Origin of the sequence: Luteimonas sp. MC1572, from assembly GCF_016615815.1 — a bacterium.
Classification (GTDB): Bacteria; Pseudomonadota; Gammaproteobacteria; order Xanthomonadales; family Xanthomonadaceae; genus Luteimonas.
The window spans coordinates 958,983-982,627 of sequence record NZ_CP067112.1 but is presented as its reverse complement, the minus strand read 5'-3'; the positions used below and the strand labels follow the sequence as shown (position 1 = coordinate 982,627).

At 69.5% G+C, this 23,645-nt stretch carries 18 protein-coding genes and 1 riboswitch; of the genes, 11 read left to right on the top strand and 7 right to left on the bottom strand.

All coding sequences use genetic code 11. The features are described 5' to 3' along the window. Positions 1–3,513, top strand: a complete 3,513-nt coding sequence (gene mfd, locus JGR64_RS04480) for a transcription-repair coupling factor (protein WP_199375364.1) — start codon at positions 1–3, stop codon at positions 3,511–3,513. Positions 3,514–3,622: 109 nt separating this feature from the next. Further along, positions 3,623–4,180 carry an outer membrane beta-barrel protein gene (locus tag JGR64_RS04475; protein WP_199375363.1) on the top strand — a complete coding sequence of 186 codons (558 nt, stop codon included), beginning with the start codon at positions 3,623–3,625 and terminating at the stop codon, positions 4,178–4,180. Between the two features lie 55 nt (positions 4,181–4,235). Here the strand turns inward: JGR64_RS04475 and JGR64_RS04470 are convergent, their stop codons facing one another. The 6 genes from JGR64_RS04470 to JGR64_RS04445 all read right to left on the bottom strand — a co-directional run bounded on the left by JGR64_RS04470 (position 4,236) and on the right by JGR64_RS04445 (position 8,783). Continuing rightward, a complete protein-coding gene (locus JGR64_RS04470) occupies positions 4,236–4,538 on the bottom strand; it encodes a hypothetical protein (RefSeq protein ID WP_199375362.1) in 303 nt (100 codons plus the stop codon). Continuing rightward, positions 4,535–5,209 carry a DNA-3-methyladenine glycosylase 2 family protein gene (locus JGR64_RS04465; protein WP_199375361.1) on the bottom strand — a complete coding sequence of 225 codons (675 nt, stop codon included), beginning with the start codon at positions 5,207–5,209 and terminating at the stop codon, positions 4,535–4,537. The genes JGR64_RS04470 and JGR64_RS04465 overlap by 4 nt, the downstream gene beginning before the upstream one ends. Before the next feature lie 4 nt (positions 5,210–5,213). Then, positions 5,214–5,561 (bottom strand): DUF423 domain-containing protein, encoded by a 348-nt coding sequence (locus JGR64_RS04460; RefSeq protein WP_233348383.1) that lies wholly within the window; start codon positions 5,559–5,561, stop codon positions 5,214–5,216. Positions 5,562–5,622: 61 nt separating this feature from the next. Then, positions 5,623–6,774 carry an SRPBCC family protein gene (locus JGR64_RS04455; RefSeq protein WP_199375360.1) on the bottom strand — a complete coding sequence of 384 codons (1,152 nt, stop codon included), beginning with the start codon at positions 6,772–6,774 and terminating at the stop codon, positions 5,623–5,625. Positions 6,775–6,873: 99 nt separating this feature from the next. Next, positions 6,874–7,545, bottom strand: a complete 672-nt coding sequence (locus JGR64_RS04450) for a response regulator transcription factor (protein ID WP_182822075.1) — start codon at positions 7,543–7,545, stop codon at positions 6,874–6,876. Then, positions 7,542–8,783, bottom strand: coding sequence for a sensor histidine kinase (locus tag JGR64_RS04445; RefSeq protein ID WP_199375359.1), 1,242 nt, complete (start codon positions 8,781–8,783; stop codon positions 7,542–7,544). The genes JGR64_RS04450 and JGR64_RS04445 overlap by 4 nt, the downstream gene beginning before the upstream one ends. A 187-nt stretch (positions 8,784–8,970) precedes the next feature. On the opposite strand from JGR64_RS04445, the gene JGR64_RS04440 reads away from it, so the two are divergent. The 9 genes from JGR64_RS04440 (at position 8,971) to JGR64_RS04400 (ending at position 22,117) form a co-directional block, all read left to right on the top strand. Then, a complete protein-coding gene (locus JGR64_RS04440) occupies positions 8,971–9,564 on the top strand; it encodes a GNAT family N-acetyltransferase (protein ID WP_199375358.1) in 594 nt (197 codons plus the stop codon). Between the two features lie 2 nt (positions 9,565–9,566). Next, positions 9,567–10,373 carry a septum site-determining protein MinC gene (minC, locus tag JGR64_RS04435; RefSeq protein ID WP_199375357.1) on the top strand — a complete coding sequence of 269 codons (807 nt, stop codon included), beginning with the start codon at positions 9,567–9,569 and terminating at the stop codon, positions 10,371–10,373. Positions 10,374–10,402: 29 nt separating this feature from the next. Then, entirely contained in the window at positions 10,403–11,212 is an 810-nt protein-coding gene (gene minD / locus JGR64_RS04430) for a septum site-determining protein MinD (RefSeq protein ID WP_199375356.1), read from the top strand. Positions 11,213–11,215: 3 nt separating this feature from the next. Beyond that, positions 11,216–11,482, top strand: coding sequence for a cell division topological specificity factor MinE (gene minE, locus JGR64_RS04425; protein WP_199375355.1), 267 nt, complete (start codon positions 11,216–11,218; stop codon positions 11,480–11,482). A 7-nt stretch (positions 11,483–11,489) separates the two neighbouring features. Further along, positions 11,490–12,053: a hypothetical protein gene (locus tag JGR64_RS04420; RefSeq protein ID WP_234446998.1), complete on the top strand. Its 564-nt coding sequence runs from the start codon at positions 11,490–11,492 to the stop codon at positions 12,051–12,053. Positions 12,054–12,091: 38 nt separating this feature from the next. Continuing rightward, positions 12,092–14,089 carry a M2 family metallopeptidase gene (locus JGR64_RS04415; protein WP_199375354.1) on the top strand — a complete coding sequence of 666 codons (1,998 nt, stop codon included), beginning with the start codon at positions 12,092–12,094 and terminating at the stop codon, positions 14,087–14,089. A 155-nt stretch (positions 14,090–14,244) separates the two neighbouring features. Then, the gene (locus tag JGR64_RS04410) at positions 14,245–19,695 is read left to right on the top strand and encodes a HAMP domain-containing protein (RefSeq protein ID WP_199375353.1); all 5,451 of its coding nucleotides are present in this window, start codon (positions 14,245–14,247) and stop codon (positions 19,693–19,695) included. Then, positions 19,680–21,461, top strand: a complete 1,782-nt coding sequence (locus JGR64_RS04405) for a response regulator (protein WP_199375352.1) — start codon at positions 19,680–19,682, stop codon at positions 21,459–21,461. Before JGR64_RS04410 ends, JGR64_RS04405 begins: the two co-directional genes overlap by 16 nt. Further along, a complete protein-coding gene (locus JGR64_RS04400) occupies positions 21,458–22,117 on the top strand; it encodes a HAMP domain-containing histidine kinase (protein ID WP_199375351.1) in 660 nt (219 codons plus the stop codon). Before JGR64_RS04405 ends, JGR64_RS04400 begins: the two co-directional genes overlap by 4 nt. A 31-nt stretch (positions 22,118–22,148) precedes the next feature. On the opposite strand, the gene JGR64_RS04395 is transcribed toward JGR64_RS04400, so the two are convergent. Continuing rightward, positions 22,149–23,399: a multidrug effflux MFS transporter gene (locus JGR64_RS04395; protein ID WP_199375350.1), complete on the bottom strand. Its 1,251-nt coding sequence runs from the start codon at positions 23,397–23,399 to the stop codon at positions 22,149–22,151. 143 nt (positions 23,400–23,542) lie between these two features. Next, a riboswitch (glycine riboswitch) is annotated at positions 23,543–23,643 on the top strand. Positions 23,644–23,645: the final 2 nt, after the last annotated feature.

Sequence of the window (23,645 nt, the reverse complement as noted above, 5' to 3'; positions counted from 1 at the left end):
ATGACCGACAAGCCCCAGCCCAGCTCCCTCCTCCCCCTTCTTCCCGTCCCGCCGCTGCCCGGCCCCGGCCGACCGCGCGCCTGGTGGCGCGCGCCGGCGTCGCGCTCCGCGCTGGCCTGGTTCGTGGCCGGCGCCGCGCGTGCCCATGGCGGTGTGCTGCTCGCCGTGGCCCGCGACAACCACGCGGCGACCCAGCTGGAGGCCGACCTGCACACCCTGCTGGCTGGCGACGAGGGGCTGCCGGTGCTGGCGTTCCCGGACTGGGAAACCCTGCCCTACGACCGCTTCAGCCCGCACCCGGACATCATTTCCCAGCGCCTGGCGACCATGCGCCGGCTGCCGACGCTGGCGCGCGGCATCGTGGTGGTGCCGGTGCAGACGCTGATGCAGCGCCTGCCGCCGCTGTCGTACGTGGTCGGCAACAGTTTCGACCTGCGCGTCGGCCAGCGCCTCGACCTCGACGCCGAAAAGCACCGCCTGCAGGCGGCCGGCTACCGCAACGTGCCGCAGGTGTTCGACCCCGGCGACTTCGCGGTGCGCGGCGGCCTGCTCGACGTATATCCGATGGGCGCCGCCGCACCGTTCCGCATCGAGCTGTTCGACGAGGACATCGACACCATCCGCGCCTTCGATCCCGAGAGCCAGCGCTCGCTGGACAAGGTCGACGCGGTGCAGCTGATGCCCGGCCGCGAAGTGCCGCTGGACGAGGCCGCGACCACGCGCGCGATGGCCGCGCTGCGCGAGCGCTTCGACATCGACACCCGGCGCAGCGCGCTGTTCCAGGACCTGAAGGCCGGGCTGGCGCCGGCCGGCATCGAGTACTACCTGCCGCTGTTCTTCGACGAGGCCGCCACCGCCACGCTGTTCGACTACATCGGCGACAAGGCGCTGCCGCTGGTCGACGACGGCGCATCGGCGGCGGCCGATCATTTCTGGGCGCAGGTGGGCGAGCGCTATGAGCAGCGTCGCCACGACATCGAGCACCCGGTGCTGTCGCCCGACACGCTGTGGCTGCCGCCCGACGACCTGCGCGCGCGCTTCAACGCCCGCGAACGCGTCGACGTGGCCGGTGCCGGCCATGCGCGCGCCGCCGAGGCCGCGCCGCTCGGCGACCAGCCCGCGCCGGAGCTGCCGCTGTCCGGACGCCACGAGCAGCCGGCGTCGGAGCTGAAGGCGTTCCTCGGCAGCTATCCGGGTCGCGTGCTGGTGGCCGCCGATACCGCCGGCCGCCGCGAGGCGCTGCTGGAAGTGCTCGACGCCGCCGACCTGAAACCGAAGGTCGTGGCCGGCTTCGGCGAGTTCCTGGCCGCGGGCGGCCCGGCGTTCGCGATCGCGGTGGCGCCGTTCGATGACGGCTTCGCGCTTGACGGCCCCGTGGCCGGCGGCACGCCGGTCACCGTCCTCACGGAGCGCCAGCTGTTCCCCGAGCGCGCCGCGCAGCCGCGGCGCCGCAAGCGCGCCGGGCGCGAGCCCGAAGCGATCATCCGCGACCTCGGCGAACTCACGGAAGGCGCGCCGATCGTCCACGAGGACCACGGCGTCGGCCGCTACCGCGGCCTGGTGACCTTGCACGCGGGCGGCATCGCCGCCGAGTACGTCGAGATCGAATACGCCAAGGGCGACCGCCTGTACGTGCCGGTCGCGCAGCTGCACCTGATCAGCCGCTACTCCGGCGCCTCGCCGGAAACCGCGCCGCTGCATTCGCTGGGCGGCGAGCAGTGGACCAAGGCCAAGCGCAAGGCCGCCGAGAAGGTCCGCGACGTCGCCGCCGAACTGCTGGAGATCCAGGCCCGGCGCCAGGCGCGCGTGGGCCTGGCGATCGACCTCGACCGCGCGATGTACGAGCCGTTCGCGGCGAGCTTCCCGTTCGAGGAGACCCCCGACCAGCACGCGTCGATCGAGGCCGTGCTGCGCGACCTGCAGTCGGCGCAGCCGATGGACCGCGTGGTCTGCGGCGACGTCGGCTTCGGCAAGACCGAGGTCGCGGTGCGCGCGGCGTTCGCGGCCGCGGCCGGCGGCAAGCAGGTCGCGGTGCTGGTGCCGACCACGCTGCTGGCCGAGCAGCACTACCGCAACTTCCGCGACCGCTTCGCCGACTGGCCGCTGCGCGTGGAGGTGCTGTCGCGCTTCAAGACCGCCAAGGAGATCAAGGTCGAGCTGGAGAAGGTCGCCGAGGGCGGCATCGACGTCATCATCGGCACCCACCGCCTGCTGCAGAAGGACGTCGCCTTCAAGGACCTGGGGCTGGTGATCGTCGACGAGGAGCAGCGTTTCGGCGTGCGCCAGAAGGAGGCGCTGAAAGCGATGCGCGCCAACGTGCACCTGCTCACGCTCACCGCCACGCCGATCCCGCGCACGCTCAACATGGCCATGGCCGGGCTGCGCGACCTGTCGATCATCGCCACCCCGCCCGCGCACCGCCTGGCGGTGCAGACCTTCGTCGTGCCCTGGGACGACCAGCAGCTGCGCGAGGCGTTCCAGCGCGAACTCGCGCGCGGCGGCCAGCTGTACTTCCTGCACAACGACGTGGAGTCGATCGGGCGCATGGAGCGCGAGCTGCAGGAGCTCGTGCCGGACGCGCGCATCGGCATCGCCCACGGCCAGATGCCCGAGCGCGAGCTGGAGCGGGTGATGCTGGACTTCCACAAGCAGCGCACCAACGTGCTGCTGTGCTCGACCATCATCGAGTCCGGCATCGACATCCCCAATGCCAACACCATCATCATCAACCGCGCAGACCGCTTCGGCCTGGCGCAGCTGCACCAGCTGCGCGGCCGCGTCGGCCGTTCACACCACCGCTCGTATGCCTACCTGGTGGTGCCGGACAAGCGTTCGATCAGCGCGGATGCAAAGAAGCGCCTGGAGGCCATCGCGTCGATGGACGAGCTGGGCGCGGGCTTCACCCTGGCCACGCACGACCTGGAGATCCGCGGCGCCGGCGAGCTGCTCGGCGAAGACCAGAGCGGGCAGATGGCCGAGGTCGGCTTCAGCCTGTACACGGAGCTTCTGGAGCGCGCGGTGCGCTCGATCAAGCGCGGCGAGCTGCCCGATGTCGACGGCACCGCGGCGCGCGGCTCCGAGGTCGAGCTGCACCTGCCTTCGCTGATTCCCGACGACTACCTGCCCGACGTGCATACGCGGCTGACGCTGTACAAGCGCGTGAGTTCGGCGCGCTCGGTCGATGACCTGCGCGAGCTGCAGGTGGAGATGATCGACCGTTTCGGGCTGCTGCCGGATCCGGCCAAGCACCTGTTCGCGGTCGCGGAGCTGAAGCTTGCGGCGACGGCGCTCGGCATCCGCAAGATCGATCTGGGTGCGAGCGGCGGCCGCGTGCAGTTCACCGAGAAGCCGTCGGTCGATCCGATGGCGGTGATCCGCATGGTGCAGGGCCAGCCAAAGGCCTACCGGATGGACGGCCCCGACAAGCTGCGCATCACCCTGGAATTGCCGACGGCGGAAGAGCGCATCAAGGCGGCGCGCGGGTTGCTGGCGGTGCTTGCGCCCGGAGGATGACCGCGCGCCCAGCGCGCACGCATCCACTCGGATTGACGTGGCAAGCGCGCATGCGCATGATGCGCGCGCCCACGAACGGGCGACCTACTTTCAGGGAACACGGATCAACATGAAGAAGCACCTCATCCTGGCCTCCGCGCTGGCGCTGGCTGTCATTTCTCCTGCCGCCATGGCGGTCGACGGCGGCGCCGGGTTCATCCGCGCAGAAGTGGGCCAGAGCGATGTCGAACTCGACTACGCCGGCTTTTCGGAGAGCGAAACCGACACGTCGGCCACGTTCGGCGGCGGCTACTGGTTCAACCGGCACTTCGCGGTCGAAGGCCATATCGGCACGCTGTACACCGAGTACCTCGGCAACGACACCGACATCGATCTCGTGTCGATCGGCATCGGCGTGGCTGCGAAGCGCAACTTCGGTGCCGACGGGCACGGCTTCTTCGTCGGCGGCCGCGTCGGCATGGCGCGCCTGACCGCGCAGGTGCGCGAGGACGACTGGGACGTGGTGGACGACGCGCATTCCACCAAGCCGTATTTCGGCGCCAGCGTGGGCTACGACTTCAACCGCCGCTGGGGCGTGTCGCTCAACTGGGATCGCCGCCAGGCCGATTTCGAGGGCGTGGACGTGGACGTGGACACGATTGCCGTCGGCGGTGAATTCCGTTTCTGAGCCTGCCCATCGGGTCCAGCACGCGGCCGCCTCCGGGCGGCCGTTCTGTTTCCGGTCAGAAGTTGAAATGGCAGACGGTGATGTCTTCTTCGGGGTCGAAGCCCGGATAGATGCGCTGCATTTCATGCAGGAGCCCTTCGAGGGTCCGGCACTTCGGATCATGCTCGAACCGGAGGTCGCTCTCCGACAGCGCCGAGAATTTCTTCAGCGCCGTCTCAAGCGGCATCGGCGGGGAGAGGCTGCCGTCGCGCAGGCGAAGCCGGGCTTCCGGAACCGAATGCCAGCGGTCGCCGCGGCGGATCGTCGTGTTGCGCCCGGGGTGGAAGGTCGGCGTATCGAACTCGAGTATCGGAATCATTCCTGGGACCGCTTCACCGGAGCCGAGGCCTTGGCGGCGGAATCCGCGATGCGCCACAGGTACATGCCGGCGTGGGTGCGGAACGGGCCCCAGCGCTCGCCACGCGCGGCCAGCTCGCGCGGCGTCGGCATCGCGTCCGCGCGGTCGAGGAGCTGCGCGCCCTTGCGGATGCCGAGGTCGTCGACGGGGAGCACGTCGGGGCGGCCGAGGCGGAACATCAGCATCATCTCCACTGTCCAGCGCCCGATGCCGCGGATCGGCACCAGCGCCGCCACGATGCCGTCGGCGTCGAGGGTGGACATCCGCCGCAGGTCGGGGATCTCGCCGCGTGATTCGCGTTCGGCGAGGTCGCGCAGCGCACGCGCCTTGTTGCCGGACACCCCGCACGCGCGCAGTGCGGCGTCATCGATGCACGCCAGCGTGTCGCAATGGAAACGGGTACTGCCGATAGCAGCTTCGACGCGGCCGACGATCGTCGCCGCGGCCTTGCCGCTCAGCTGCTGGTAGAGGATGGCGCGCGCCAGCGCGTCGACCGGATCGAAGGACTTGCGCCAGCGCGCATCGGGCTCGATCGGACCCAGGCGGCGGATCCAGGTGCCCAGCTTGCGGTCGCGGCGCGACAGCCAGGCCTCGGCCTCGGCGGTGTCGTAGCCGCGGGCGTGTCGGGCCACGCGCTCAGTCCCGCAGCGCCGCGGTGGCGTGCAGCAGCCAGCCGGCCATCATCAGCACGCCACCGAAGGGCGCGAGGCGCGTGGGCAGGCCGTAAAAGTGCGCGCCGGCCAGCGAACCCGAGAACAGCAGCACGCCGGACAGCAGCATGCACAGCGCGGCCAGCGCCAGGCGACCGGGCGTGCGTGGCGCCAGTGCGGCCAGTGCAAGCCCGTGGCCGAACGCGAACACCGCGGCGAGCATCAGCCGCGATCCCTCTTCCGCGGCGGCGACGTGCGAGGCGTATGCGGCCAGCGCCACGGACGCCGACGCGAGGACCGCGCCACTGGCCGCGAGTGCCCGCCCCAAACGCAACGCGCCGCATCCTGGGATGCGGCGCGCGGCAAGACCATTCACTGGAACGTTCGTCCGTGCGTCAGCGCTTGAGCACCCAGCGCACCTCGAACTCGCCGTCGGCGGTGAAGGCCTGGTCGATGCCGTTCTTGTAGAGCTCGTACGGGCGGCCGATGACTTCCTCGCCCTGGGTCAGGGTCCAGGCGCGCACGGCGTTGCGTACGTTGTCCAGCTCCGCCATGTAGCCGACGTAGTCGCCGGTGGCGACGCGGGTCGCTTCGCTGTGCACATAGCTCACCGGGCCCATGAGGTTCAGGCCTTCGAGGGCTTCGGTCGCGGCGACGGCGGGAGCGGCCTCGACAGGCTCGGCGGCGGCAGCCTGGTCGGCCGCCGCGGCGTCGGCGGCAGCAGCCGGCGCGGAAGCCGCAGCGCCCGCGGCACGGCGACGCACCGGCTGGACCACGTCAAAGGTGTAGGTGTCGCGCGCGAACTCGGTGCTCACGATGCGCAGCGGACCGGCCGCGACCAAGCCGTTGGCGTCCATGGTGCGCTTGATCCACTCGGCGTTGGCCTTCATCGAGGTCTTGATGATCTCGTTGTTGCGCTCGACCGCGCCGGCGTTGACCACCAGCAGGTGCTCGGCCGGGACGTCCACGAACTCGAGGCCGCTCAGGCGGACATCCGCGGCGCGGTAGTCGATGTTGGGCACCGAAGCGAGCATGTTGCTCAGCCGGCCGAGGCCCAGCTTGATGCTGTCACCGATGTTGCGGCTGACGTACAGGCCCGCGTAGCGGCCCAGCAGGTCCCAGCCGTACTTCACGTCGTAGGTCTGGGTGATCTCGACGTTGCGGTTGTTGCGGCCCGTGGGCTTGAGGCTGAACTCGCTGCGCTTGTCATTGCCGCGCTTCTCGTCCTGGATCGCGTAGACGACCCGCTGGTCCTCGTCGGACTCCACGATTTCCCAGCTGCCGCTGGCGACTTCCGACTTGTAGTCGATCCGCGCGCCCACGCCCGAATCGGGCCCCGAACGGTTGAGCTTGACGTTGCCCAGTGCGAGGGGATGCCAGTCGTCGAAGCGACGGAAGCTGTTGAGCGTGTCGTACACGATCGAGAGCTTGCGATTGGTCTCGACGCTCTCGGAGAGGTGGCGGCTTGACGGCAGCAACACGCCGACGATCACGAACAGCACCGCGACGATCGCGATGGAAATCAGGAGCTCGAGCAAACGGGTCATACAGGGTTCTCCGGGACCAGGACCGGCCGGGGCCGGGGCGCAGACCGCCAATCCTATCAAGATTGCCCGCGCGGCTGCGAGCGATCCGCGCGGCAAATGTCAGACGAGCTGCAGTTCGAAGGCCTTGAGCACCGCGCGGGTGCGGTCGCGGACGCCCAGCTTGCTGAGGATGTTGGAGACGTGGTTCTTGATGGTGCCCTCCGCCACGCCCAGCGAATTGGCGATTTCCTTGTTGGAGAAGCCCGAGGCCATCAGTCGCAGGATCTCGGTCTCGCGGTCGGTCAGCGGGTCCGGGCGATCGAGGCTGACGAACTCGTTGCGCATGTGCTCGAGCCCCGACAGCAGCCGCTGGGTGACCGCCGGCTGCACCAGCGAGCCACCCGCGGCCACGGTGCGGATGGCGCCCACCAGCTGCTCCAGCGACACGTCCTTGAGCAGGTAGCCCTTGGCGCCGGCCTTCAGCCCGGCCAGCACCAGCTGGTCGTCGTCGAAGGTGGTCAGGATGATGGTCGGCGGCAACGTCCCGGCCGCGGACAGCGCCTGCAGGGCCTCCAGGCCGGACATCATCGGCATGCGCATGTCCATCAGCACCACGTCCGGGCGCGACTCGGGGATCACCGTGACCGCATGGCGGCCATCGATGGCCTCGGCCACCACCTCGATGCCGTCATCCAGCGCCAGCAGCGAGCGGATTCCCTGGCGGACCAGGGTCTGGTCATCGACCAGGCATACCCGGATCGGCGGCGGGCGGGTCTCGGTTTGCGTATTCATGTCGACTCCGGGAGGGTCTGGGAGGGGCCCGGCCCGGACGGGTCGAGCACTGGCCTGGCGATATCGGTGGCGTCATCGAGCGGCAGCCGCAGGCGCAGCACGAAGCCCTGGCCCGGCGATGTCTCGGCGGCGACCTCGCCACCGTACGCCGCCAGGCGCTCGCGCATCCCGCGCAGGCCGTTGCCGGCGGTAAAGCCCTCGGCCCCGCGTCCGTCGTCACGGGCTTCCAGGCGCACTGCGCCGCGCTCCACCTGGTACCTCAGGCGCAGGATGCTCGCCTGCGCATGGCGCACGGTATTGGTGATGATTTCCTGGGTGCAGCGCAGCAGCACGTGCGCGCGCTCGGGATCGTCGAGCAGGAACGGCCGCGGCAGGCTGATGTCCACCGTGAGCCCGGGCACGTTGTCTGCCAGCGGCAGCAGGGTGGCGGCCATGTCGATGGCCTCGTTGCCGCGGATCTGGCTGACCGCTTCGCGGACGTCGCTCAGCAGCAGGCGCGCCAGGGTGTGCGCCTGCCCCACGTGCTCCTGCGCCTTGCCGCTGGTGAGGTGGTTGGCCACCTCCAGGTTCAGGCTGAGCGCGGTCAGGTGGTGACCCAGCAGGTCATGGAGTTCGCGCGAGATGCGGGTGCGCTCGTTGACGCGCACGCTTTGCGCCAGCAGCGCGCGGGTGGCGCGCAGCTCGGCGTTCAGCCGCCGCTGCTCGTCCCGCGCCTGCGCCTGCTGCCGGGCCACCAGCCCGGTCACGAACGCGAAACCGGTGAACCCGACGTACAGGCTGGCCTGCAGCACCGCTTCGCCCCACGAAAAATCGAAGCCGCGCACGTACACCGGCACGATCACGAATTCGCACAGCACCAGCATGGCGACGCCCTGCCAGACCGGCAGCAGCCACGGCAGCACGCAGGCCACCACCATCAGCAGGATGCTGCCCAGGCCGCTCTGGCTGTAATAGCTGATCGCGATCGCGCTGCCGGCGAGACACGCCAGCAGCAGCTTGTCGAGCAGGGTCACCCGGCGCTGGCCGAGCGCGCGCGTCAGCCATCCGTAGCAGGCACCAAACGCCATCCACGCCAGCCAGGCCAATCCGCCGCCGGTGGCTGCCACCACCTCGCCCGCCTCCAGCGCGCCGCGGTCGGGCTGCGGCAGGGTCAGCAGCAACAGCGGCAGCCCGATCACCGCCCAGGTGAACAGGCCTGCATAGCGCAGCAGGCGATTGTGGTCGAAGCGCGCGAGCATGGCCCCATGGTAGGGGCAATCGGCCGCGCCCGAGCCGCCCGGAAGTCATGACGGACGTGGTGCGGCTCCGGTCGCCCGCCGCCGGCGCACCATGCGATAATCCCGCCGTCGGCAGCAACCGCCGTCGATGGCCCCCTCGGCCCCGGCACCGCGTTGCCAGTACATGTTTTCTTCCACGGAGTCTGGAATGTCGATTGTCATCCGCGACGTGCGCGAGCACGAGCTGGATTCCGTCCTTGCCCTCAACAATGCCGCCGGCCCTTCGATCCTGCCGCTCGATTCGGGACGGCTGCGCCGCTTCTACGAAACCGCCGAATATTTCCGGGTCGCCGAGCGTGACGGCACCCTGGCCGGGTTCCTGGTCGGCTTCGGCTCGGCCAGCGACCACGCAACCAGCAATTTCCACTGGTTCGCCGCGCATTACCCGCACTATTTCTATATCGACCGGGTGGTCGTCGCCAGCCGCCGCCGCGGCGGTGGCGTGGGCCGCGCGTTCTACGCCGACGTCCAGAGCTATGCCGAGCTCCGCTACCCGGTGCTGGCCTGCGAGGTGTTCGTGGAGCACGACAGCGACCCGGCGCGCATCTTCCACGGCAGCTTCGGCTTCCGCGAGGTCGGCCAGCACGTGATGCCCGAGACCGGCATCCGCGCGTCCATGCTCACCAAGGACCTGTGCAGCTACGCCTGGGTGCATTCGCACTACGGCGACGCCCTGCCCGACGAGCCGTGGCTGCTGCAGCCGCGCGTGGTCGGCGAGGCGCAACTGGCCACGGGTACTTGATGATGGCCCAGGCGCACGACGCGGCAGCGGCCGGATTCGAACCCGCAGGTGAACTCAAGATCGGCCAGGTCGGCATCGCCAACCTGCGCATCCGCACGCTCGACATCGACCGTCTCGCGGCGGAAATGCGCGAACGCGTGCTGCGCGCGCCCAAGCTGTTCGAACGCGGCGCCGTGGTCGTGGATTTCGGCGGCCTGCCCGGCATTCCGGATGCGGCTACCGCGCGCGCCCTGATGGACGCGCTGCGCCAGGCCGGCGCACTGCCGGTCGCACTGGCCTGGGGCAGCAGCGAGAACGAGAAACTCGCGGTGGAGCTCGGCCTGCCGGTGCTGGCCCGGTTCCGCGCCCAGTACGAATCCGCCGGCCAGGCCGGCGCGCAGGCGCCCGCCGCACCCGCGCCCGCCCCGGCACCCGCCGAGCGTGCGCCGGCGCGCAAGCGCGCAGCCGACGAGCCCGCCGCCGCTCCTGCGACCTCCGGCGGTGCCGGCCTGATGCAGACCACCGCGGTGCGTTCCGGCCAGCAGGTGTATGCCGCGGACCGCGACCTGACGGTGCTCGCCGCCGTGGGCGCGGGTGCCGAGGTCATCGCCGACGGCTCCATCCACATCTATGGCGCGTTGCGCGGGCGTGCGCTCGCGGGCGCCCAGGGCAATCCCCGCGCCCGCATCTTCTGCCGCGAGTTCCATGCCGAACTCGTCGCCGTCGCGGGCCACTACAAGGTGCTGGAAGACATCCCCGCCGAACTGCGCGGCAAGGCCGTGCAGGTCTGGCTCGATGACGACCAGCTCAAGATCGCAGCGCTCGTCTGAAGCGCGCACACATCCACAGGAGAGAGACGTTGGCCGAAATCATCGTAGTCACATCCGGCAAGGGCGGCGTCGGCAAGACGACCACCAGCGCAAGCCTCGCCTGCGGTCTCGCACGGCGCGGCAAGAAGGTCGCGGTCATCGACTTCGACGTCGGCCTGCGCAACCTCGACCTGATCATGGGCTGCGAGCGCCGCGTGGTGTACGACTTCGTCAACGTCACCCAGGGCGAGGCGACGCTGAAGCAGGCGCTGATCAAGGACAAGCGCTTCGACACGCTGTTCATCCTCGCGGCGTCGCAGACCCGCGACAAGGACGCGCTCAACAAGGAGGGCGTGGAGAAGGTGCTCAAGGACCTCGCCGCCGATGGCTTCGACTACATCGTCTGCGACTCGCCGGCCGGCATCGAGAAGGGTGCGTTCCTGGCCATGTACTACGCCGACCAGGCCGTCGTGGTGGTCAACCCGGAGGTCTCGTCCGTGCGCGACTCCGACCGCATCATCGGCCTGCTCGACTCCAAGACGCACCGCGCCGAGAACGGCGAACCGGTGAAGTCGCACCTGCTGGTCACCCGCTACAACCCGGCGCGCGTGGGCGACGGTGAAATGCTGTCGATCACCGACGTCGAAGACGTGCTGGGCCTGAAGACGGTCGGCGTGATCCCCGAATCGGGCGACGTGCTGAACGCCTCCAACAAGGGCGAGCCGGTGATCCTGGACATGGAATCGCTCGCGGGTCAGGCCTACGACGATGCCGTCGCCAGGCTGATGGGCGAGGAGCGGCCGATGCGCTTCACCCAGCTGGAGAAGAAGGGTTTCTTCAGCAAGCTGTTCGGGGGTTGAGTCATGGGCATGTTTGATTTCCTGAAGCCGAAAGCCAAGAACACCGCGTCGATCGCCAAGGAGCGATTGCGCATCATCGTCGCCCAGGAGCGCAGCACGCGCGGCGCGCCCGACTACCTGCCACTGCTGCAGCGCGAGCTGCTGGAAGTGATCCGCAAGTACGTCAGCGTCGATGTCGAAGCGGTCAAGGTGGACCTGATCAAGGACGGCGACCATGACGTGCTCGACATCTCGGTGGCGCTGACCGACGAGCGCGCCGCCGCCGGCTGAGCCCGCCGTGGCCGCTCCGCATTCCCCGCCGGAAATCCCCGCGGGGCCCTCACTCGCGGCGGACGTCCTGCGCCTCCGCGACATCGCGTTTTCCGACGCCGCCTCCCTGCTCGCACGCCACGGCCTCGCACTCGTGGCGGTCGATGACGGCGCGCCGATCCCCGGCAGCTACTGGGGCGACGACGAAGCCGGGATCATCGGCGGCACCGTGTATGCGCGCGGCGACACGCCGGTACACTCGCTTCTGCACGAAGCCTGCCACCTGGTCGTGCTGCCGCCCGAGGCCCGCACGCGGGTACATACCGACGCCACCGACTCGATCGCCGAAGAAGACGCGGTCTGCGTGCTGCAGGCGCTGTTCGGCGACGAGCTCCCGGGCGTCGGCCGCGAGCGCGTGCTCGCCGACATGGACACCTGGGGCTACACCTTCCGCCTCGGCTCGGCGCGCGCCTACTTCGAACACGATGCCGAGGCCGCCTGGGCGTGGCTGCAGGCGCGCGGCCTGGTCACCGCCACGCGTGGCCTGGCACCGGCCGGTTCCGCACTTGCGACGCCCGCGGCCGCGCTCTAGCCTCGCACCCTGCCCCACTCCGACCAGGAACCTCCGCCGTGACCACACGCCACGCCCTGCTTGCCCTCGCGGTCACCGCGAGCCTGACGCTCGCCGCGTGTTCGCGCGCCCCCGAACAGACGCCCGCCGACGGCCGGCTGTCGCAGGCCGAACTCGACAAGGAAACCGCCGACGAGTTCGTCGCCCGGGTCAACCGCGAGCTCGCGGAGCTGATGCCCGAATTCACCGCTTCGCAGTGGATCTCGTCGACCTACATAAACGACGACAGCCAGCTGCTCGCGGCCAAGGGAAACGAGCGCTTCCTCGCCCAGACCAAGGCCTGGGTGGAACAGGCGCGGCGCTTCGAGGGCAAGGAGATGTCGCCCGCGACCCAGCGCGCGATCAACCTGCTGCGCCTCGGCACGTCCATGCCGCCGCCGCGCGACCCGGCCAAGCTGTCCGAGCTCACCCGCCTGGCCAGCAAGATGGAAGGTGCCTACGGCGCCGGCACCTACTGCAAGACCAAGGGCGATGCCAAGGATTGCCGCCAGCTCGGCGCGCTCGAAGACGTGCTGCGCAACGACCGCGACTACGACGCCCAGCTCGACGCCTGGCAGGGATGGCATGGCGTAGCGGCGCCGATGCGCGGGGACTACACGCGCTTCGTGGAGCTGGTCAACGACGGTGCGCGTGACCTCGGTTTCGCCGATACCGGCGAACTGTGGCGCGCCGGCTACGACATGACGCCCGCGGAGCTGTCGGCCGAGACCGACCGCCTGTGGAACCAGGTCGAGCCGCTGTACGAACAGCTGCACTGCTACGCGCGTACGCGCCTGGAGGCGCAGTACCCGGGGCGCGGTTCGGTCGATGGCATGCTGCCCGCGCACCTGATGGGCAACATGTGGCAGCAGGACTGGAGCAACCTCTGGACCACTCTGGCGCCCTACCCGCAGGCCGGCAAGCTCGATATCAGCGGCGCGCTGGAGCGGCAGTACCAGGCCACGCTCAACGACCACCTGGTGCGCGAGAACGCGCTGATCGATACCGACCAGCGCGTCGAAGTGGCGCGTACCGCGCAGACCGAGCACGCGCGCGAGATGACCCGCCGGGCCGAGGAGTTCTACACCTCGCTGGGCATGCCCGCCCTGCCGGAGAGCTACTGGACCAAGACCCAGTTCATCAAGCCGCGCGACCGCGAAGTGGTCTGCCACGCCAGCGCCTGGCCGATGGACACCACCGGCACCGACGTGCGCACCAAGATGTGCATCAAGCCGAACGAGGAAGACTTCACCACCATCTACCACGAGCTCGGCCACGTGTATTACTACCTGGCCTACGGCAAGCAGCCGCCGCTGTTCCAGGGTGGCGCGCACGACGGCTTCCACGAGGCCATCGGCGACACGATCGTGCTGGCCATGACCCCGGGCTACCTGCAGTCGATCGGCCTGGTGGACGCGCAGCAGGCCGGCCAGGAATCGCTGATCAACGCGCAGATGCGCATGGCGCTGTCGAAGGTCGCGTTCCTGCCCTTCGGGCTGATGATCGACCGCTGGCGCTGGGGCGTATTCGACGGCTCCATCACCCCGGACAACTACAACAAGGCGTGGTGGGAGCTGAAGGCCAGGTACCAGGGCGTGGCCCCGGCGACGGCGCGCGGCGAGGAGTTCTTCGACGCGGGCGCCAAGTACCACGTGCCGGGCAATACGCCATACACGCGCTACTTCCTCTCGCACGTGCTGCAGTTCCAGTTCTACAAGGCGCTGTGCGACTCGTCGGGCTACCAGGGTCCGCTGTACGACTGCAGCTTCCACGGCAACAAGGCCGCTGGCGAGAAGTTCTGGTCGATGCTGTCGAAGGGCAGCAGCCAACCCTGGCAGCAGACCATGAAGGAGCTCACCGGCACCGAGAAGATGGATGCCAGCGCGGTGCTCGAATATTTCTCGCCGCTGCAGGAATGGCTGGTGCAGCAGAACGAAGGCAAGACCTGCGGCTGGGAAGCCGCCGCCGCGGCGCCCAAGGCGCCGACCGCGCCTGCGGCGCCCGCGCAGCAGGGCTGACGCGCCGACGCTGTTCCAGTCCCTGGCATGCCGCAGGTCGTGACCTGCGGCATGCATCCGCGCGCCGTGATCGTTTCGTGAACGCATCGCGCACGGTGAGGCCGTATCGTCCCTGAGCGGATCCAGCGATCCGGAAAACCAGGGGGACAGGACCAGTGACGCAGACAACGCAGGGGCGGCGCAGCGCCCCGGGCGGAGACATCGCCGTGGACGATGCCGGCGACCCGATGCGGATGATGCTGTCCGCCCTTCAGGCGGTCGCGCAGGGCGATTTCAGCGTCGAGTTGCCCGGCCATTGGGAAGGGCTTGAAGGCCGGCTGGCCGACGCGTTCAACGCGGTGGTGCGCGGCAATCGCGGGCTGGCGCACGAACTCGCGCGCGTGGGCCAGAAGGTCGGCCGCGAAGGCCTGACCCGGCAGCGCATCGCCCTGCCCAACCGGCACGGCTGCTGGGGCGACATGGAAGACTCGGTCAACGAACTGGTCGACGACCTTGTGCGCCCGGTCGCCACCATCACCGAGGCCATCGCCGGTGTGGCCAAGGGCGACCTCACCCGCAGCGTGCCGCTGGAAGCCGACGGCCGCCAGCTGCAGGGCGAGTTCATGCGCTCGGCGACCATCGTCAACCGCATGATCGAGCAGATGGGCGAGTTCAGCTCCGAGGTCACGCGCGTGGCGCTCGAGGTCGGCACCGCCGGCCGCCTGGGCGGCCAGGCCAAGGTGGAAGGCGTGTCCGGCGTCTGGAAGGAGCTCACCGATTCCGTCAACCAGATGGCGTCCAACCTCACCGCGCAGGTGCGCAACATTTCCGAGGTCACCATCGCGGTCGCCAACGGCGACCTGTCGCGCAAGATCACCGTGGACGTGCGCGGCGAGATCCTGCAGCTGAAGGAGGCCATCAATACGATGGTCGACCAGCTGCGCGGCTTCGCATCCGAAGTCACGCGCGTGGCGCGCGAGGTCGGCACCGAGGGCAAGCTCGGCGGCCAGGCGATCGTGCCCGGCGTCGCCGGCACCTGGAAGGACCTGACCGACTCGGTCAACGCGATGGCGTCGAACCTGACCAGCCAGGTGCGCAACATCGCCGAGGTCACGACGGCCGTGGCCCGCGGCGACCTGTCGCGCAAGATCACCGTGGACGTGCGCGGCGAGATCGCCCAGCTCAAGGACACCATCAACACGATGGTCGACCAGTTGAACGGCTTCGCCGCCGAGGTGACGCGCGTGGCGCGCGAGGTCGGCACCGAAGGCAAGCTCGGTGGCCAGGCGCAGGTACCGGACGTCGCCGGCACCTGGAAGGACCTCACCGACCACGTCAACTCGATGGCGTCCAACCTCACCAGCCAGGTGCGCAACATCGCCGAAGTGACCACCGCGGTGGCCAAGGGCGACCTGTCGCGCAAGATCACCGTGGACGTGCGCGGCGAGATCGCCGAGCTCAAGGACACCATCAACACGATGGTCGACCAGCTCAACAGCTTCGCCGCCGAGGTGACGCGCGTGGCGCGCGAGGTCGGCACCGAAGGCAAGCTCGGCGGCCAGGCGCAGGTGCCCGGCGTCGACGGCACCTGGGCCGACCTCACCGACTCCGTCAACGCCATGGCGTCCAACCTGACCAGCCAAGTGCGCAACATCGCCGAGGTCACCACGGCCGTGGCCAAGGGCGACCTGTCGCGCAAGATCGCGGTCGACGCGCAGGGCGAGATCCTGCAGCTCAAGGACACCATCAACACGATGGTCGACCAGTTGAACGGCTTCGCCGCGGAGGTGACGCGCGTCGCGCGCGAGGTCGGCACCGAGGGCAAGCTCGGTGGCCAGGCGCAGGTGCCGGGCGTGGCCGGCACCTGGAAGGACCTGACCGACAACGTCAACTCGATGGCGACCAACCTCACCACCCAGGTGCGCAACATCGCCGAGGTCACCACGGCGGTCGCCAAGGGCGACCTGTCGCGCAAGATCGCGGTGGATGCGCAGGGCGAGATCCTGCAGCTGAAGGACACCATCAACACGATGGTCGACCAGTTGAACGGCTTCGCCGCGGAGGTGACGCGCGTCGCGCGCGAGGTTGGCACCGAGGGCAAGCTCGGTGGCCAGGCGCAGGTGCCGGGCGTGGCCGGCACCTGGAAGGACCTGACCGACAACGTCAACTCGATGGCGACCAACCTCACCACCCAGGTGCGCAACATCGCCGAAGTGGCGACGTCGGTGGCGAAGGGCGACCTGTCGCGCAAGATCGCGGTGGATGCGCAGGGCGAGATCCTGCAGCTCAAGGACACGCTCAACACCATGGTGGACCAGCTCAACGGCTTCGCCGCCGAGGTGACGCGCGTGGCGCGCGAGGTCGGCACCGAGGGCAAGCTGGGCGGCCAGGCGCAGGTACCGGGCGTCGCCGGCACCTGGAAGGACCTCACCGACAACGTCAACTCGATGGCCACCAACCTGACCGCGCAGGTGCGCGGCATCGCCAAGGTCGTCACCGCGGTCGCCACCGGCGACCTGCAGCAGAAGCTGACGGTGGAAGCCAAGGGCGAGATCGCGGAGCTGGCCGACACGATCAACGGCATGACCGACACGCTGGCGATCTTCGCCGACCAGGTGACCACGGTCGCGCGCGAGGTCGGCGTCGAAGGCCGCCTCGGCGGCCAGGCCAACGTGCCGGGCACCGCCGGCATCTGGAAGAACCTCACCGCCAACGTCAACCAGCTCGCCGCCAACCTCACCACCCAGGTGCGCGCCATCGCCGAGGTCGCCACCGCGGTGACCCAGGGCGACCTCACCCGCTCGATCACGGTCGATGTCCGCGGCGAACTCGCCGATCTGAAGGACAACATGAACCTGATGATCGGCACCCTGCGCGCGACCACCGAAAGCAACAGCGAGCAGGACTGGCTGAAGACCAACCTGGCGAAGTTCAGCGGCATGATGCAGGGCCAGCGCGACCTGCTGACGCTCGGCCAGATGCTGCTGTCGGAGCTGGCGCTGCTGGTCGACGCGCAGCAGGGCCTGATCTACGTGGTCGAGGCCGACGACGCCAGCCACCATCCGCGCCTGCGCCAGCTGGCGCGCTACGCCGACGCGCCCGGCGCGCCGCATCCGGGCACGCTCGCGTTCGGTGAAGGGCTGGTGGGCCAATGCGCTGCCGAGGGCCGGCTGATCCTGATCGAGGACGTCCCGCCGGGCTCGGTGCAGATCGCATCGGGGCTGCTGAGCGCGGTGCCCAAGAGCGTGATCGTGCTGCCGGTGCTGTTCGAGAAGCAGGTCAAGGCAGTGCTGGAACTCGCTTCGCTTTCCGGGTTCACGCCGTCGCAGCGCATCTTCCTCGAGCAGCTCTCCGGCAGCATCGGCATCGTGCTCAACACCATCGAATCGACGATGCGCACCGAGCGGCTGCTGTCGCAGTCGCAGCAGCTCGCCGGCGAGCTCCAGGTGCAGCAGGACGAACTGCAGCAGACCAACGAGGAGATCGCGCTGAAGGCGCAGATGCTCGCCGAGCAGAAGGCCGAGGTGGAGCAGAAGAACCAGCAGATCGAACACGCACGCCGCGAACTCGAGGAAAAGGCGGCCGAGCTTGCCCTCACCTCGCGCTACAAGTCCGAGTTCCTGGCCAACATGTCGCACGAGCTGCGCACGCCGCTGAACTCGATCCTGATCCTCGGCCAGCAGCTGGCGGAAAACCCCGAAGCCAACCTCAGCGGACGCCAGGTGGAGTTCGCCAAGACCATCCACGCCGCCGGCACCGACCTCCTCAACCTGATCAGCGACATCCTCGACCTGTCGAAGATCGAATCGGGCACGGTCACCGTCGACAGCGAGGCCGTGCGCTTCGCACACCTGCGCGACAACCTGATGCGCGCGTTCCGCCACGAGGCCGAGCGCCGCGACCTCGAGTTCACCATCGAGCTCGACCCGGCCCTGGGCCCGGTACTGAGCACCGACCCCAAGCGCCTGCAGCAGATCCTCAAGAACCTGCTGTCCAACGCCTTCAAGTTCACCCAGCAGGGCAGCGTGCGGATGCGCGCGTACAAGGCCACGGCGGGCTGGTCGCACGAACACGACGTGCTCGTCGATGCCGGCACCGTGGTCGCGATCGAAGTCAGCGACACCGGCATCGGCATCTCCGCCGACAAGCAGCGGATCGTGTTCGAGGCCTTCCAGCAGGCCGACTCCGGCACGGCGCGGCAGTTCGGCGGCACCGGCCTCGGGCTTGCGATCAGCCGCGAGATTGCCGGCCTGCTCGGCGGCGAGCTGACGCTGCAGAGCGAACCCGGCACCGGCAGCACGTTCACCCTGTACCTGCCGCTGCACTACGCCGGTGCCGACCGCGCCCACAGCGTGCGCGCCGCGCAGGCCCTGCGCGGTCCGTCCGGCGCGGTGGAAGCCCCCGTGGCCGCGCCGGAAGCGGTCGCCGACGACCGCGACTTCGAGGCCGACGGCGCGCCGGTCCTGCTGCTGGTCGAGGACGACGCGCGCTACGCGACGGTGCTGCGCGACCTCGCCCGCAAGCAGGGTTTCCACGTGCTGGTCGCCGGGTCCGGGGCGGAAGCGCTGCAGCTGGTGCACGCCTGCCAGCCGACCGCGATCTGCCTGGACATCTTCCTGCCGGACATGCTCGGCTGGACGTTGCTGGCGCGACTGAAGCAGGATGCAGGGACCCGGCACATCCCGGTGCAGATCCTCACGATCGAGGAAGGCCGCCACCAGAGCCTCGAGCGCGGCGCCTTCGCCTACCTGGCCAAGCCCGCCACCACGCAGACGATCGACGCCTCGCTGCAACGGATGCGCGAGTACGCGCTGCCGCGCGTCAAGCGCCTGCTGGTGGTCGAGGATGACACCAACGAGCGCCTCGGCATCGAGGCCCTGATCGGCCACGACGACGTCGCCATCGACACCGTCGACAGCGGCGAGGCAGCGCTCACCGCGCTGGCCGGCGGCGCCTACGACTGCGCGGTGGTCGACCTGCGCCTGCCCGACATGGACGGCTTCGAACTGCTCGACCGCATCCAGGAGCAGCCGCAGCTGCGCGACCTGCCGATCGTGGTGTTCACCGGCAAGGAGCTTTCTGCAGAGGAGATGCAGCGGCTCCGGCACGCGGCCAAGAGCGTGGTGCTCAAGGACGTCGAGTCGCCTGAGCGGCTGCTCGACGAGACGGCGCTGTTCCTGCACCGCGTGATCGCCCACCTGCCGCCGGACAAGCGGCGCATGGTCGAGCGCCTGCACGCGTCCGACGAAGTGCTGGCCGACAAGCGCGTGCTGGTGGTCGACGACGACGTGCGCAACATCTTCGCGATGTCGAGCGTGCTCGAGCGCCACGGCATGGACGTGATCACCGCCGCCAATGGCCAGGAAGCGGTCGAAAAGGTCGCCGGCGACTCCACCATCGGCCTGGTATTGATGGACATCATGATGCCGGGCATGGACGGCTACGAGACCATGCGCGCGATCCGTCGCCTGCCCGAGTCACGCGCCCTGCCCATCGTGGCCATCACCGCCAAGGCGATGAAGGGCGATCGCGAGAAATGCCTGGAGGCCGGCGCATCGGATTACCTGGCCAAGCCGGTGGTGACCGACGAACTGCTGGGAGTGCTGCGGCAATGGCTGCATCGCTGAGCCCTCCGACCGCGCCTGCGGCGATGCGCCATGGCGCGCGCGCACCGGCCGACGAGCCGGTGCGGATCCTGCTTGTCGACGACCAGCCCGGGCGCCTGCTCACGTACGAGGCGATCCTGGAGCCGTTGGGCGAGCACCTGGTGCAGGCGAGCTCCGGCCGCGAAGCGCTGGGGCTGCTGATGCAGGACGACTACGCGCTGATCCTGCTCGACGTGAACATGCCGGACATGGACGGCTTCGAGACCGCGAGCCTGGTCCACCAGCACCCGCGCTACGAGAAGACGCCGATCATCTTCGTCACCGCGGTCAATGTCACCGACATGGACCGGCTGCAGGGCTACCAGCTGGGCGCCGTCGACTACGTGATGGTGCCGGTGATCCCCGAGATCCTGCGCAGCAAGGTCGAGGTGCTCGTCGAGCTGTACCGCAAGCGGCGCGAACTGCAGTTGCTCAACGCCAGCCTGGCCGCGCAGAACCAGGCCCTGCAGCGCGAGAAGTCGCGCGAACTGCAGGCACTGAATGAATCGCTGCGCCTGGCCAACGAAACCCTCGCCAGCCGCAACATCGAACTGCAGAACGAGGTCTCCGAGCGCGCGCGCGCCGAAGAGCGGCTGCACGACATGGCCCAGCGCAAGGATGTGTTCCTGGCGACCCTGGCGCACGAGTTGCGCAACCCGCTGGCGCCGCTGCAGAACGCCCTCGCCATCCGCCGGCTCCAGGCCGACGGCGCCGCCGACCCGCTGCACGCCACCATGGAGCGGCAGCTGGCGCTGCTGGTACGCCTGATCGACGACCTGCTCGACATCGCGCGCATCGCCCAGGGCAAGTTGACGCTGCGTCCGGCCAGCGTCGCGCTTGCCGACGTGCTCGATTCCGCGGTGGAGATCGCGCAACCGCTGCTCGATGCCGGCCAGCACCGCTTCCACGTGGCACTGCCGGCGCAGGACGTGCTGCTGCACGCCGACCGCGTGCGCCTGGCCCAGGTTTTCGCCAACCTGCTCAACAACGCCGCCAAGTATTCCGACCCGGGCAGCAGGATCGACCTCGAGGCGCGCCTGGATGATGCCCGCGACGAAGTCGTGGTCACCATCCGCGATACCGGCATCGGCCTGGCCAAGGACCAGATCGAAGCGGTCTTCGATGTGTTCCGCCAGGTCGACACCACCATCGAGCGCGCGCATGGCGGCCTCGGCATCGGCCTTACCCTGGTGGAGAAGATCACCGCCATGCACGACGGGCGGGTCGAGGTGGAAAGCGCGGGACTCGGCCAGGGCTGCACGTTTCGCGTGTGCCTGCCGCGGCAGCGGGCGGCACTGGCCGGCGCGCTGGAGGCGTCGGTGACCAACGCGGCGGCGGCCGACACCGACGTCACCGATGCCTCCCGCCGGGGCACCACCCGGATCCTGGTGGTCGACGACAACCGCGACGCCGCCGATACGCTGGCGATGATGGTGCGCGTGCTCGGCCACGAGGTGGCGCAGGTGTACGACCCGCTGCAGGTGGAGGCCGAAGTGGAGCGCTTCGCGCCCGACCTGGTCTTCCTCGACGTCGGCATGCCCGGTCGCAGTGGCTACGACATCGCCCGCAGCCTGCGGCAACGTCGCGACGCGCGGGCGCTGGGCATCGTCGCGGTCACGGGCTGGGGACAACCGGAGGACCGCGAGCGCACCCGCGCCGCCGGCTTCGACGAACACCTGGTGAAGCCGCCACAGCTGGATGCGATCCGGCGGCTGTGCGCCGGCGCCGGCCGGGATGCCGACACATGAGCGCGCCCTCCGCCAAGGCCTGGATGGACCGCCTCGCGCACGACCTGCGCGGGCCGCTGTCGCCGATGCAGACCGCGGTCTACCTGCTGCGCGATCCGGGCCTGGGCAACGAGCAGCGTGAAGAGCTGTTCGCGGTGCTGGAGCGCCAGATCCAGCGCCTGGGCGGGATGATCGACGAGTTCAGCGACCTGGGGCGCGCCGAACAGGGCCGGCTGAAGGTTCGCAGCGAGCCGATCGACCTTGAACTGCTGGTCATGGACACCGTCGCCCGCCTGCGCGAGGTGCCGCCACGCGTGGAGTTCGCCGGCGACGCGCGAACCCTGCGGATCGATGGTGACGTGCAGCGTGTCGCCCAGCTGTTCCATGCCCTGCTCGGCCTGCAGCTGTCGCGAAGCAGCCCGGTCGCCGTACAGGCGCGCATCGAGTGCCACGACAACCGCCTGCGCATGGTCTGCACGGTGCATTGCCGCGATGCGTCGGACGCCCTGATCGCGTCGCTGCTCACCGCGCCGCACCCGGACCCGCCGGACGACGCCCTCGGGCTCGGCCTGGTGATTGCCGCTGCGATCGCCGACGCGCATGGCGGCGGCCTGCACGGTCGTGCCAGCGGCGACGACACGCTGGAACTGGTGCTGGAACTGCCCGCCGCCCCCTAGGCTGGAGGTTCGCGCAAGCGACGCGCCCCGGTCAGACCGGCTCGGCCGGATCCGGCATCCCCGGCTCGCACGGCCCGGCCGGCAGCTGCTTGATGCGATGACGCTCCAACCGCCACACCAGCCAACCCGCGAGCGTGAACACCGCGGCGGCCACCGCCAGCGTCACCATCGAACCACTCACCAGCGGCGACAGCACGCCCGCCACCACCGCATTCAGCGCGAGGCTGGTGAAGGCCTGCAGCGATGACGCCGACCCGCGCTGGCGCGGGTACATGTCCAGGATCGCGAGCGTCAGCACCGGGAACACCAGCGCCACGCCGAAGGCGTTCACCGCCGCCGGCAGCACCGCCCAGGGCACCGTGGGATCGGTCACCAGCAGGCCGTAGGCGACGTTGCCCAGCGCACCCAGCCCGCAGCACACGAAGCCGAGGTTCACCTGCATCGCGTGCGGGATGCGGCCGGCCATGCGCCCGGAGGTGAAAGCGCCGAGCATCATGCCGCCGATCATCGGCGCGAAGAACCAGGCGAAGCTGCGCTCGTCGAGCTTCAACAGGTCGAGCACGAACGCCGGCGCCGAGGCGATGTACAGGAACAGCGCCGCGAAGTTCAGGGCGCCCGCCGCGGCCAGGCGCTGGAAGCGGCCGTTGGTGAAGATCGCCACGTAGTCCCGCAACAGCCGCCGCGGCAGCGGTGCGATGCGGTTCTGCGCCGGGTGCGTCTCCGGCAGCCAGGCCCAGGTTGCCGCCAGCAGCAGCACGCCGAAGCCGACCAGAAACCAGAAGATGTCGTGCCAGTGGCCCCAGCCGAGGATCCAGCCGCCGATCACCGGCGCGATCGCCGGGGCGATGCCGAAGATCATCGACACCTGGCTCATCAGCCGCTGCGCGTCGTCGCCGTGCAGCACGTCGCGGATCACCGCGCGGCCGACGATCAGGCCCACGCCCGCCGACAGCCCCTGCAGCGCGCGGAACGCCAGCATGGTCGGCAGGTCGTCGGCCAGGGCGCAGCCGACCGAGGCTGCGATGAACACCACCAAGCCGGACAGGATCACCCGCCGTCGCCCGAACGCGTCCGACATGGGGCCATGCACCAGGCTCATCAGCGCATACGCCACCAGGTAGACGCTGATGGTCTGCTGCATCGCCAGCTTGTCGGCGCCCAGGCTCGCTCCCATCGCCGGGAAGGCGGGGAAGATGGCGTCGATCGAGAACGGGCCGAACATCGACAGCCCGGCCAGCAGCAGGGCGAGCCGGCCGGTGGATTTGGGGAGATGGGGGGACATCAGGGACAGGATACCGGGGCGGAACTGCGACCGGGCTATAATCGCCGCGTGAAACCCTCCAGCGGGAGAAGCCGCCCGGTTCGACCGGTCCGGCTGCCGAAGGCGCAACGCCCGTAATCGCTCAGGCCCACGTACCGCCGGCGGGAAAAAACTCTGGAGAGACCGGTCAAACCCGGCGCCGAAGGTGCATGGATGGGGCTCGCGCCCGTCCCGAACTCTCAGGCAAAAGGACAGAGGGGCGCCCCG